The sequence below is a fragment of the Stutzerimonas sp. genome, from assembly GCF_982611455.1.
Genome location: NZ_CEXBBO010000010.1, coordinates 33091 through 45789, shown reverse-complemented (window position 1 = coordinate 45789; position 12699 = coordinate 33091). Strand labels below are relative to the sequence as shown.

Genomic DNA, 12699 nt, shown 5'->3' with positions numbered 1-12699 from the left:
CTCCAGCCTCCAGCCTCCAGCCTCCAGCCTCCAGCCACATGCATCAATCCACCCTGGCTTGAATCTCTAACAATCAACCTCATCTAAGTTCCATCTCGCAGGCTTTTGTCGAGGTGCGATTGAGTGCGCCCGCCTGCCTTACTTAGAAGGTGATTACATGCGTATCGATCGTCTGACCAGCAAGCTGCAGCTTGCGCTTTCCGATGCCCAGTCTATTGCTGTTGGTCTCGATCATCCGTCCATCGAGCCGTTGCACCTGATGCAGGCGCTGCTCGATCAGCAGGGTGGATCGATCAGGCCGCTGTTGATGCAGGTGGGTTTCGATATCAACGGTTTGCGCCAAGCACTGACCAAAGAGTTGGATCAGCTGCCCAAGCTACAGAATCCTACGGGCGACATGAATATGTCGCAGGATCTGGCGCGCCTGCTGAACCAGGCTGACCGCCTAGCGCAGCAGAAGGGCGACCAGTACATTTCCAGTGAACTGGTACTGCTCGCCGCGCTGGACAGCAACACCCGTCTGGGCAAGCTGCTGCTGGCACAAGGCGTTAGCAAGAAAGCGCTGGAAAACGCCATTAGCAATCTGCGCGGTGGCGATGCGGTCAATGACCCCAACGCCGAGGAGTCACGCCAGGCGCTGGACAAGTACACCGTTGACATGACCAAGCGCGCCGAGGACGGCAAGCTCGATCCGGTCATCGGTCGCGACGACGAGATTCGCCGGACCATCCAGGTGCTGCAGCGGCGAACCAAGAACAACCCCGTACTGATTGGCGAGCCTGGCGTCGGCAAAACCGCCATCGTCGAAGGCCTTGCCCAGCGCATCGTCAATGGTGAAGTGCCGGACGGTCTCAAAGACAAACGTTTGCTGGCGCTGGATATGGGCTCGTTGATCGCCGGTGCCAAGTTTCGCGGTGAGTTCGAGGAGCGGCTCAAGGCCGTGCTCAACGAGCTAAGCAAGCAGGAAGGTCGGGTCATCCTGTTTATCGACGAGCTGCACACGATGGTTGGCGCGGGCAAGGCCGAAGGCGCCATGGACGCCGGAAATATGCTCAAGCCGGCCCTGGCCCGCGGCGAGCTGCATTGTGTCGGCGCGACCACGCTCGATGAATACCGCCAGTACATCGAGAAAGACGCCGCGCTGGAACGACGTTTCCAGCGCGTGCAGGTCGATGAGCCGAGCGAGGAAGACACCATCGCCATCCTGCGCGGCCTTAAGGAACGCTACGAGGTGCACCATGGTGTTTCCATCACCGATGGCGCGATCATCGCCGCAGCCAAGCTCTCGCACCGCTACATCACCGACCGGCAGCTGCCGGACAAGGCCATCGATTTGATCGACGAGGCGGCCAGCCGTATTCGCATGGAGATCGACTCCAAGCCGGAAGAGCTGGATCGACTGGACCGGCGCCTAATCCAGCTGAAGATCGAGCGTGAGGCGCTTAAGAACGAGGACGACGAAGCGACCAAGAAGCGCCTGGCCAAGCTCGACGAGGAAATCGTCAAGCTGGAACGCGAATACGCCGATCTCGATGAGATATGGAAATCGGAAAAGGCCGAAGTGCAGGGCTCTGCTCAGATGCAGCAGAAAATCGAGCAAGCCAAGGCCGATCTTGAGGCGGCGCGGCGCAAGGGCGACCTGGCGCGCATGGCTGAGTTGCAATACGGCATCATCCCCGATCTCGAACGCAGCCTGCAGATGGTCGATCAGCATGGCAAATCGGAGAACCAGTTGCTGCGCAACAAGGTGACCGACGAGGAGATCGCCGAGGTGGTCTCGAAGTGGACCGGTATTCCAGTGTCGAAAATGCTCGAAGGCGAGCGCGAAAAGCTGCTGAAGATGGAAGACCTGCTGCACCGGCGCGTGATCGGTCAGCACGAAGCAGTCGTATCGGTCGCCAATGCGGTCCGTCGTTCGCGTGCCGGGCTGGCCGACCCGAATCGCCCCAGCGGCTCCTTCCTGTTCCTCGGCCCGACCGGGGTGGGCAAAACCGAGCTGTGCAAGGCGCTGGCGGAGTTCCTCTTCGATACCGAGGAGGCGATGATTCGTATCGATATGTCCGAGTTCATGGAGAAGCATTCGGTGGCCCGTCTGATTGGCGCGCCGCCGGGCTATGTGGGCTACGAAGAGGGCGGTTACCTGACAGAGGCAGTGCGCCGCAAGCCGTATTCGGTGGTGCTGCTGGATGAGGTTGAAAAGGCTCATCCTGACGTGTTCAACATTCTCTTGCAGGTCCTGGAAGATGGACGCCTGACCGATAGCCATGGGCGCACGGTGGATTTCCGCAACACCGTGATCGTGATGACGTCGAACCTGGGTTCGACACAGATTCAAGAGCTGGTGGGCGATCCCGATGCGCAGCGCGCAGCAGTGATGGATGCGGTGAGCAGTCATTTCCGGCCGGAATTCATCAACCGCATCGATGAGGTGGTGGTGTTCGACCCGCTGGCGCGCGAGCAGATCGCCGGCATTGCGCAGATCCAGTTGGGCCGCTTGCGTCAGCGTCTGGCCGAGCGCGAGCTGAGCCTGGAGCTGAGTGACGAGGCCATGGATAAATTGGTCGCCGTTGGCTACGACCCGGTCTATGGTGCGCGCCCGCTGAAGCGCGCCATCCAGCGTTGGATCGAAAACCCGCTTGCCCAGAACATACTGTCTGGTGAGTTCGGGCCAGGTTCAACCATCGTTGGCGAGGTGGAGGCCGGCGAGATCCGCTTCGCCAGAGCTTGACCTCGCTTCGCAGAGCCGCTCGGGCAGGGCGGCTTCGCGGTTGTGCTGATGGGGTCCAGAACATGGTTGTCCACAACGGTCATGGTGTCGCGCAACGCGTTGTAGTAAATCGCATTTTTTCTGTTGACAGGCGCGCCGAGAACCGTAAAATGGCGCGCCTCTGAGGGGGGTTTGCAAGGCGGTACAGCAAGCCACCCAATGAGCTGGAAGTAGTAGTTCCGCGATAGCTCAGTCGGTAGAGCAAATGACTGTTAATCATTGGGTCCCAGGTTCGAGTCCTGGTCGCGGAGCCAAATTCCAATCGGGGTATAGCGCAGTCCGGTAGCGCGCCTGCTTTGGGAGCAGGATGTCGGGAGTTCGAATCCCCCTACCCCGACCATTTTTGGGTCGTTAGCTCAGTTGGTAGAGCAGTTGGCTTTTAACCAATTGGTCGTAGGTTCGAATCCCACACGACCCACCAAAACCGCTTCGCAAGAGGCGTAAGAAACCGGAAGGTCCGAAAGGACCTTCCGGTTTTTTCTTGTCTGCGTTTTTTTCTTCCTAAATTCATGTCACGTCGCCATCGATCGCAATCGCTTCCACTGCCGCCCCAGCGCCTTTCTATGCAGTTCGGGAGAGGCGCTGCGGCAGGCGCAATCAATGCAGCTTGAGGCGTGGTACGGTGCTGGTGCTGAGTTTGTCGCCAATCATCATCAGTGCAGTGCGGGCGATCCCATACAGTGCAATCTGATGCATCCGGTACAGCGAGACATAGAACATGCGTGCCAGCCAACCTTCGAGCATGACATTGCCGGTGAGGTTGCCCATCAGGTTGCCTACGGCGGAAAAGCTCGACAAAGAAATCAGCGAGCCGTAATCGCGGTAACGATAGTCGGGCAGGTTTTTGCCCTCGAGCCGCCGGACGATCGACTTGGCCAGTAGCGAGGCTTGCTGGTGTGCGGCCTGCGCTCGCGGCGGCACGTTGCGGTCGCTGTCCGGTTGCGGACAGGCGGCGCAGTCACCAAAGGCGAAGACGTTCTCGTCGCGGGTTGTCTGCAAAGTCGGCAATACCACCAGTTGATTGATCCGGTTGGTTTCCAGGCCATCTATGTCGCGGAGGAAGCCCGGCGCTCTGATGCCGGCGGCCCAAACCTTCAGTGTGGCGGGCACGAAGTCGCCATTCTTGGTATGCAGCCCTTCTTCCGTTACTTCGCTGACTGCAGCGTCGGTGAGTACGGTCACACCCAGCTTCTGGAGCGTCTGATGTACTGGCTGACTGATGCGCTCCGGTAGCGCTGGCAGAACCCGCGGGCCTGCTTCGATAAGGCTGATATGGACGTTTTCAGGTTTGATTCCGTCCAGACCATAGGCGGCCAATTCGCGCGCGGCATGGTGAAGCTCTGCGGCCAGTTCGACACCAGTTGCGCCAGCGCCGACGATGGCCATGTTGATGCCGTGGTGGCCCCCGCTGGCGTGGGCGCGCATGTAGTGGCTGAGCAGGCGGCGGTGGAAGCGTTCAGCCTGCGCGCGGGTATCGAGAAAAATACAGTGCTCGGCTGCGCCCTTGGTGCCGAAGTCATTGGTGGTGCTGCCGACCGCAATCACCAGGGTGTCGTAGGTGAGGGCGCGCGCAGGTACTAGCTCGACGTCGTGTTCATCGAGCGAGGCGGCAAGATGAACGCACTTGCGTTCACGTTCCAAGCCGCTCATGCGGCCCATCTGGAACTCGAAGTGGTTCCATTTGGCCTGCGCGACATAGTTAAGCTCATCGGCGGACGAATTCAGCGAACCGGCGGCCACCTCATGCAGCAGGGGCTTCCAGATATGCGTCAGGTTGGCGTCGATCAGGGTGATGCGGGCCTTGCCACGCTTGCCCAGGGTTCTACCCAGGCGGGTGGCAAGCTCCAAGCCGCCGGCGCCGCCGCCGACGATTACGATGCGATGTGTCATTAAATGAACTCATAAGGCTTTGCGGAATTCGGTCTGCGCCGGGGTGAGCATAGAAAATACTCATAACACCAGGCGGCTCAGAAGGCGGCTCAGTAGGCCCAGGCCAATCACCACGGCCAGTACCAGCACAAGGAGCAGCCAGGGCCGAAAAGGCTGGCGCTCGACTTGGTGCTGTGGTGCGCTGAGATATTGATCAACGCGTTTCTGGTCTTCGGGTTTTAGGCGGCTGGGCATACGCACCTCGAAAGGGGGATGCAGGCATTCTAGCTGCGCGACGGCAAAAGCCAAGCGCGTAGGTTGGTCAATAATTGCCGGTGAATCAGACGTGCCAGCTGGAAACTGACATGTGGAGTGGTGTGCGGAAGCGATCGGACTAGCAGGCTGTTAGATACTGCGTTGCCAGCACTGCGTTAAAAATCGCATTTGCGATTCGTAATTCATAAGAGCCCGGTCTGCTTTCCCTGCGATTCTCGTCTTGTGTTAGCCGCTTAGCCTACTTTTTCAACGGCACTGTTAGTGCGAGCTGTTCTTCAGGCTACGCAGGTTTCCGATCACCGATTCCAGTGCGCGATCGAACAGCAGGGCATCGTTGAGCAGGCGGATCGCGCCACGACGGAATTCGATGGCGAGGCCCATGCGCGTCTTCTCGAGTACTTTCATGCCGGTACGGTTGACGAAAATATATTTGCCCGTGGGCTTGATCACCGCTGCCAGCTTGCAGCGCAGCTTGTGATCTTCGTCCTCTTGGAACTCAACCCAACTGCCGACCCGCAGATTGTCTACCTGAGTCAGTGCCTCGTCATTGTCTGCCAGGTTTATCTCGGGCTCCTGCTCGCGACTCTCGCCGGGGGCAAGCAGCACAATTTCCGCGACAACCTCAACCATCGCAGGGGCTTCGGCTTCGGCGGCGTGCTCTTCGCGTGGAGGTAATTCCAGCTTTTGTTCGGTGACGATCTCGCCGTGGGCGAGCGGGTCGTTAGTCGGTGTCGGTTGATCCGGCTGCTTGAATTGCTGCAGCGTCTGTACATGCAGTGCTTCGAGTTGGGTGAAAAAATCGCTGGTGGAAAAGGGGTCGAACGCTGCGCTGACCAAGCCTTCACGAAGATTTTTCAGCAGGCTTGGGACCAGCTCCAGCAGCCGTGCTCGGGACTCCGGATCGTCGTGCGGGGCGACACTCCAGATCAAATCGTCCATTGTTGCCAGGGCCGCCTGCCATTGCTCGGACTGGGTGCCGTGTTTCAGACAGGTCAGCAGCAGAACCTTGCTCCAGGCCTCCTGAAGCAGGCGCACCACGACTTCGGGAAGGGTTTTGCCGAGCAGTCGTTGATTGAGCGCATGCTCGACTTCCTGGCGAGCCATTTCCGCTTTGGCGCGTCCTTCTTCGGCATCGCGGGTGCGCTGTTCGAGTAGCTCGCTACGACGCCGCTCGTCACCGGTGAAAGCGAGAAAGTCGGCCAGCAACTCAGAGAAGATGGCAGGGTCGTCGACGAAGTCGTTCAACAGGCGAACCACGACCTGTTCGATTTTTTGATACAGGCTGTCTCGCTGTGCTTCATCCTGATCGACCCAGCCCATGGCGGCGGAGGCGATTTCGTTGAGCAGTCGGCGGGCCGGGTGGCTGCCGCGGCTGAAGAAGGTCTTGTCCAGAACAGCGACCTTCAGCACGGGGATTTGCAGGCGGCCAATCAGCGCTTTCAGTGAGTCGGGTAGCGTGCGGTCGTCGAGGATGAATTCGAACAGCATCGACACAAGGTTTATGACGTCCTCGTCGACTTCACCGACCACGCGGGATTTGCCGCTCTTGGCGCTAACGCGATGCAGCAGCTGCTCAAGTTGACTCTGTAGGTCGAATTCATTGACCTGCTGCGGTGTGCGTGATTGAAGATGGGAGAGCAGGCGCATCAGGTCGTTGCTGGAGATCGGCACCGCGTCGATGGGGGTGCTACGCGCTGGCAGGGCGCTTCCGCGCAACTCCGAAAGGAGAGTTTGCAAGGCGCCAAACGCTTCGTGAACACCCTCGTCCACATACCCCGTCGATTCGCTGAGGCCTGGTCGAGATGCGCTGCTTCCCGGCGCGGCTGGGCGGTGGGGTGCGCGGCGTGGCTGAGCCGATTGCAGCTCCGGTAATATGCCGGCTGCCATCAGTGTCTGGTTCGATTCGGCGTAGAGCTGATCGAGATCAGTCAGCACGTAGCGCTCGAATAATTTGAGGATGATCAGCTTGACCTTAATTTCGACGCCCAGACTGCGGCAGGCCTCCAGAAAGTACTCGCAAAGCTGCTGGGGACCGAGCGGATTGCTCTTGTCGTCGAGCTTCTTGCTCACCAGTGCATTCATTCGGGTAGTCAGATGGCTGAGCGGCTGGGTGGTACGGGTCATCACCTTAGCGACCATGGTATCGATCGCAACCGATTCTTCCAGCTCGTCGTTTTGCACCAGTGCCAGGCTTTCGAAGGATGCTTCCTGCTGTGCAGGTTTGCCGATCTCGTATTGATTAAGCTTAGCGAAGGATTCGAAGACCTGTTGCAGGAAGCCGCGCTCGATACCGCGACGCTTCATGCGCAGGTCGCGCATGGCTTCGAAGAACGCATTCTGTTCGGCGTTACTGGTGGCGCGGTCGGCTATCTCGAAAAGCGAATCATCGGCATTGTCGAATAGGGTCTGCAGCGCCAGCCGCAGCTGCTGCGCGGCCTTGTCGCGCACACTGATAAGCGCGACAGGCAGTCTACCTGCCGGTGAGGTCGGCTTTTGCTCAGGGGCAGCCTTGAGGTGCACCACTTTCGCATCGGTTCGCATCGAAACTCTCCGGTCGCCTGCTGATTCAGGCGCTCAACAACGCGTAGCATGCCGCTGATAATGAATGGGGGCAACGGCTTGTCAGGTTCCAGTAATCATCGCCATTTCGGTGGCGCCAATTTATGAGGTCATTATAGGCATCTAGTTCGATAGCCTAGCCCGGATTTGTTTTGGACATGATGTAGCTCACAGATACTCCCTGGAATTCCTACGGGCGGTCAGAAATGCCACAGGCGGAGCCCAAGTCAGGCGATCGTGTCATCTTCTCGAAGCGCTGCGTCTCTGCGCCATGCTCGGATGAAGCCTTATACTCTCGCCGAATTCAATGGGAGCCCGTCGTGACCAATCTCACTCTTGCGGATCTTTCCGCCGAAATCGAAACCAATGTGCGCAAAGCTTTGGCCGAGGATATCGGTGCCGGCGACATCACGGCGCAGCTGATCCCGGCCGAGCGGCTCGGCCATGCTTCGGTCATCACTCGCGAGGCGGCTGTCGTCAGTGGTACGGCTTGGGTGGATGCAGTATTTCGCCAGCTCGATCCGCGGGTTGCGGTGCACTGGCAGGTTGTTGATGGCGAGCAGGTTGCTGCTGATCGCGTGCTGTTTCATCTCGAAGGGCCGGCGCGAGCGCTGCTCAGCGGTGAACGTACGGCATTGAATTTTCTGCAATCGCTGTCGGGTGTCGCTACCCGGTGCCGATACTTTGCCGATCTTGTTGAAGGTACTGGTGTCCGCCTGCTGGACACCCGCAAAACTATTCCCGGTTTGCGTTTGGCGCAAAAGTACGCAGTGACCTGTGGCGGTTGCTATAACCATCGGATCGGCCTTTACGACGCCTTTCTGATCAAGGAAAACCATATAGCGGCTTGCGGAGGGATCGCCGAAGCCGTCGCGGCTGCTCATAGCATCGCGCCGGGCAAGCCGGTGGAGGTCGAGGTGGAGAACCTCGACGAACTGGAGCAGGCGCTGCGCGCGGGTGCCGATATCGTGATGCTGGATGAGTTGAGTTTGGCCGACATGCGCACCGCGGTCGGTATTGCCGCGGGTCGGGCGAAGCTGGAGGCCTCGGGCGGGGTCAATGAGGAGACGCTGCGCGCGGTTGCTGAAACCGGCGTGGACTACATTTCGATCGGTGCCCTGACCAAGCATGTCAGGGCAATCGATCTGTCGATGCGTCTAAAGCAGTAGATCTACGCAAGCAAGGCGGCCACGAGGTGCGCCGCCGTTCTGGCTCAGTGCTTGCTTTTCAGGCCGAAATTCTCATGCAGCGTGCCCGGGACGTCGGCGTCCTTGGGGGCATAGTCTTTCGGCGGCTCGGTGAAGGTCGGTGAGTTGAGGCGCTCCCGATGGCTATGGGTCTCCTCGCTGTGCAGCGCGGCGAGCAAGCGCTGACGGGTCTGCTCGTCCAGCGCGAGCTTGTCGGCGCCTTCGGACAGATGATTCTGCATGTCCTGGTAGCTGTTGGTCAGCTTGCGCAGCAGGCTGGCGGTTGTATTGAAATGGGTAACCACTTCGCTTTGATAGGTGTCGAGGCGCTCTTGCAGTTCATCTACCTGACGCTGCGTGCTGTTCGGCGCACTGTTTCGCGCGATTAGATAACCAATAGCGATGCCGGCAATCACACCGACAATCGGGAGCAACCAGGTCGCGAGGGTCTGTTCCACGAGTACTTCCTCTATATAAACGGCTGTGCTGTTCAGACCGCGGATAACCATGCGGTGACGGGCGGGCAGGACGGCTATCAGGTCAGGACGCAGCTGATAGCCGGGCTCTGCACCGCCTGGTGCAGTGGTTTTTCCACGGCCTGATACGTTAACGTCTCGTACCTGCCCTGTATACCGCGACACGATGCGGTAATCATGAGTCAGCGTGTAGCAAGACGAGTCGATTTGCCCCAAGGTCACGGAGTTATTTAGTTGAAACGTGAAATCCCAATTTCCATAGAGGGCCCGGCCGGTGTGTTGGAAGGCCTGTATTTCGATCAGCCCGATGCGCGCGGGCTGGCGCTGATCTGTCACCCCAACCCAGTCAAGGGCGGGACCATGCTGAACAAGGTGGTCTCGACGCTGCAGCGCACGGCCCGCGATGCGGGCTACGTGACGCTTCGCTTCAACTTTCGCGGGGTTGGCGGCAGTGCTGGCAGCCATGACATGAACACGGGCGAAGTTGACGATGCCGAGGCTGCGCTGAAGTGGTTGCGAGCACAGCATCTTGAGCTGCCTCTGACTTTACTCGGGTTTTCCTTTGGCGGTTTCGTTGCAGCGACGCTGGCTGGGCGGGTTGAGGCGCGTGGAGAGTCGCTGGAAAATCTGTTCATGGTCGCGCCGGCGGTCTCGCGACTGGCGGATCAGCCGCTGGCGGAGCGTTGCGTACTGACCATCATCCAGCCCGACGATGACGAAGTGATCGATCCGACGTCGGTGCATGCCTTCTCCGCCGGGCTTCAGCGCCCCCACGAGCTGCTGAAAGTGGCAGAATGCGGCCACTTTTTCCACGGCAAGCTGGTGGAGCTCAAGGAGCTGGTTGCGCCTCGGCTGGGCTAGCTTCACCGCGACCAGCGCCGACTGAATCGAGATGATCGTATGAAAACCCGAATCCTTACCGGTATCACCACTACCGGCACGCCTCATCTAGGCAACTACGCCGGGGCCATCCGGCCGGCTATCGTGGCCAGTCGCGAAGCCAATACCGATTCTTTTTACTTCCTCGCCGATTACCACGCGCTGATCAAGTGCGATGATCCGCTGCGCATTCAGCAGTCGCGCCTGGAAATTGCCGCCACCTGGCTGGCCTGCGGGCTGGATGCGGACCGGGTGACCTTCTATCGCCAATCGGACATTCCCGAGATTACCGAGCTAACTTGGCTGCTGACCTGTGTCGCCGGCAAGGGTCTGCTGAACCGTGCCCACGCCTATAAGGCGTCGGTGGACAAAAATGTCGAGAAGGGCGAAGACCCGGATGCGGGCATCACCATGGGGTTGTTCAGTTATCCGGTGCTGATGGCTGCTGACATCCTGATGTTCAACGCGCACAAGGTGCCGGTCGGTCGTGATCAGATCCAGCACGTGGAAATGGCTCGCGATATTGGCCAGCGCTTCAATCATCTGTTCGGCAATGGCAAAGAGCTGTTCACGGCCCCAGAAGCGCTGATCGAAGAAGGTGTCGCGACTCTGCCGGGTCTCGATGGCCGCAAGATGTCCAAAAGCTACGACAACACCATCCCGCTGTTCGCCAGCGCCAAGGCACTAAAAAGCACTATCGCGCGCATCGTTACCGACTCGAAGCTACCCGGCGAACCCAAGGATCCGGACGACTCTCATCTGTTCACGCTTTATCAGGCTTTTGCAACCCCAGCGCAGCTGGTGGAGTTTCGTGGCGAGCTGCTTGCTGGGCTCGCCTGGGGCGAGGCCAAGCAGCGACTGTTCCAACTGCTCGACAACGAACTGGGCGAGGCGCGCGGGCGCTATCACGCGCTGATGCAGCGCCCCGGTGACTTGGAAGACATCCTGCAAGCCGGCGCAGCAAAGGCGCGCAAGGTAGCGACGCCATTCCTCGGAGAATTGCGTGACGCTGTAGGGCTGCGCAATTTTCGCAGCGATGCGACAAGCGCGGCCCCTGCAAAGAAGAAAGGTGGCAAAGCCGCCCGCTTCGCCAGTTTTCGCGAGAACGACGGTAGCTTCCGTTTTCGCTTCTTCGCTGCCGATGGTGAAGAGTTACTGCTGTCGCATCCATTCAGCGACCCCAAGGCGATTGGTGTGGTCAGCCAGCGCCTGATCGCTCAGGGTGTCAGCGCACTGGAGCTACGTGCCGACGAGGGCAGGCAGTTCACCTTGTGGCTTGATGGCGAATGCATCGCCGACAGCCCCGATTATGCCGATGAAGAGGCGCTGGAAGCAGCCATGCTGCGTCTGCGCCAGGCGTTGGCGACACTTGCCGTGTAATACGAGCCGGAACCGCCGGTCGGGCAGCGACCGGCGGTTTCGGCTGACCCCCTGACTCCATTCGAGGCTCAAACGCTTGAACGATCTGCGTAAATTGCCAACCACCGAGGGCGCGGCTAAAGTGTCGACCCCGTTTCACTACCCAGACCCCGCCATGACCCCTCTTGAGCGCTATCAGGCAGACCTGAAACGTCCTGACTTTTTCCACGATGCCGCCCAGGAAACTGCTGTGCGCCATTTGCAGCGTCTTTATGACGATCTGGTTGCCGACGACCGCAACAAATCCGGCCTGCTAGGCAAGCTGTTCGGTAAAAAACGTCAGGACCCGATCAAGGGACTGTATTTCTGGGGTGGCGTGGGCCGCGGCAAGACCTATCTGGTCGACACCTTCTTCGACGCCCTGCCGTTCGAACAGAAAACGCGCACCCACTTTCACCGCTTCATGAAGCGCGTGCATGAGGAAATGCGCACCCTCAAGGGCGAGAAGAATCCGCTGACGATCATCGGCAAGCGCTTTGCCGACGAGTCCAGGGTGATCTGTTTCGACGAGTTCTTCGTCTCCGATATTACCGACGCGATGATTCTCGCGACTCTGCTCGAGGAGCTGTTCAAGAACGGCGTGAGCCTAGTGGCGACCTCGAACATCGTGCCGGACGGTCTGTACAAGGACGGCTTGCAACGTGCCCGCTTCCTGCCGGCTATCGAACTGCTGAAAAAGCACACCGAAATCGTCAACGTCGACAGCGGCATCGATTACCGTCTGCGCGCGCTGGAACAGGCCGAGCTCTATCACTTCCCGCTGGACGCCGAGGCGGAGCAGAGTCTGGAAAAGAGCTTCCGCAGCCTGCTGTCGGAACAGTGCCGGGTGCAGGAAAACGAAGCGCTGGTGATCGAGAACCGCGAAATCGTTGCGCGCAAGGTTTCCAATGGCGTTGCCTGGTTCGAGTTCCGCGAGCTGTGCGATGGCCCGCGCAGCCAGAACGATTACATCGAACTGGGCAAGATTTTCGACGCAGTGCTGGTTTCCAACATCGAGCGAATGGACGTCTCCAAGGACGACATGGCGCGGCGTTTCATCAACATGGTGGACGAGTTCTACGACCGCAACGTCAAGCTGATCCTCTCCGCGGAAGTCGAGCTGAAGGATCTGTACGCAGGCGGGCGCCTTGAGTTCGAATTCCAGCGCACCCTGAGCCGTCTGCTGGAGATGCAATCGCACGAATATCTGGCAAGGCCACATAGGCCCTGAAGCCGATAAGAGCGCTGGAAGCGGGAAAGCTGGACGAAAAAACCGGGGCAGTTCAAA

At 59.3% G+C, this 12699-nt stretch carries 9 protein-coding genes and 3 tRNA genes; 8 read left to right on the top strand and 4 right to left on the bottom strand.

Annotated elements, in window-relative coordinates; translation table 11 throughout:
- Positions 1 to 157: 157 nt before the first annotated feature.
- From clpB to AC2LD7_RS08395, 4 genes are all read left to right on the top strand, one after another.
- Positions 158 to 2728, top strand: a complete 2571-nt coding sequence (gene clpB / locus AC2LD7_RS08410) for an ATP-dependent chaperone ClpB (RefSeq protein WP_484597308.1) — start codon at positions 158 to 160, stop codon at positions 2726 to 2728.
- Positions 2729 to 2945: 217 nt separating this feature from the next.
- A tRNA-Asn gene (locus tag AC2LD7_RS08405) sits at positions 2946 to 3021 on the top strand.
- A gap of 9 nt (positions 3022 to 3030) precedes the next feature.
- Positions 3031 to 3107: transfer RNA gene (locus AC2LD7_RS08400), tRNA-Pro, on the top strand.
- 5 nt (positions 3108 to 3112) lie between these two features.
- Positions 3113 to 3188: transfer RNA gene (locus AC2LD7_RS08395), tRNA-Lys, on the top strand.
- A gap of 176 nt (positions 3189 to 3364) precedes the next feature.
- Here AC2LD7_RS08395 and AC2LD7_RS08390 read toward each other — a convergent pair.
- From AC2LD7_RS08390 to AC2LD7_RS08380, 3 genes are all read right to left on the bottom strand, one after another.
- A complete protein-coding gene (locus tag AC2LD7_RS08390; RefSeq protein WP_484597307.1) occupies positions 3365 to 4657 on the bottom strand; it encodes an NAD(P)/FAD-dependent oxidoreductase in 1293 nt (430 codons plus the stop codon).
- A gap of 60 nt (positions 4658 to 4717) precedes the next feature.
- Positions 4718 to 4891 carry a DUF3094 family protein gene (locus AC2LD7_RS08385; protein ID WP_408102138.1) on the bottom strand — a complete coding sequence of 58 codons (174 nt, stop codon included), beginning with the start codon at positions 4889 to 4891 and terminating at the stop codon, positions 4718 to 4720.
- 279 nt (positions 4892 to 5170) lie between these two features.
- Positions 5171 to 7453 carry a DUF1631 domain-containing protein gene (locus tag AC2LD7_RS08380; protein ID WP_484597306.1) on the bottom strand — a complete coding sequence of 761 codons (2283 nt, stop codon included), beginning with the start codon at positions 7451 to 7453 and terminating at the stop codon, positions 5171 to 5173.
- 338 nt (positions 7454 to 7791) lie between these two features.
- On the opposite strand from AC2LD7_RS08380, the gene nadC reads away from it, so the two are divergent.
- Positions 7792 to 8640 (top strand): carboxylating nicotinate-nucleotide diphosphorylase, encoded by an 849-nt coding sequence (gene nadC, locus AC2LD7_RS08375; RefSeq protein ID WP_484597305.1) that lies wholly within the window; start codon positions 7792 to 7794, stop codon positions 8638 to 8640.
- Between the two features lie 44 nt (positions 8641 to 8684).
- Here the strand turns inward: nadC and AC2LD7_RS08370 are convergent, their stop codons facing one another.
- Complete coding sequence (locus AC2LD7_RS08370) at positions 8685 to 9116, bottom strand: Z-ring associated ZapG family protein (RefSeq protein WP_484597304.1); 432 nt, start codon at positions 9114 to 9116, stop codon at positions 8685 to 8687.
- A 252-nt stretch (positions 9117 to 9368) separates the two neighbouring features.
- Here AC2LD7_RS08370 and AC2LD7_RS08365 point away from each other — a divergent pair, with 252 nt between their 5' ends.
- The 3 genes from AC2LD7_RS08365 to zapE all read left to right on the top strand — a co-directional run bounded on the left by AC2LD7_RS08365 (position 9369) and on the right by zapE (position 12642).
- On the top strand, positions 9369 to 9995 hold the full coding sequence (locus AC2LD7_RS08365) for an alpha/beta hydrolase (RefSeq protein ID WP_484597303.1): 627 nt from the start codon (positions 9369 to 9371) through the stop codon (positions 9993 to 9995).
- A gap of 39 nt (positions 9996 to 10034) precedes the next feature.
- Positions 10035 to 11393: a tryptophan--tRNA ligase gene (locus tag AC2LD7_RS08360; RefSeq protein ID WP_484597302.1), complete on the top strand. Its 1359-nt coding sequence runs from the start codon at positions 10035 to 10037 to the stop codon at positions 11391 to 11393.
- A 154-nt stretch (positions 11394 to 11547) separates the two neighbouring features.
- Positions 11548 to 12642, top strand: coding sequence for a cell division protein ZapE (zapE, locus tag AC2LD7_RS08355; protein ID WP_484597371.1), 1095 nt, complete (start codon positions 11548 to 11550; stop codon positions 12640 to 12642).
- The last annotated feature ends 57 nt before the right edge of the window (positions 12643 to 12699 follow it).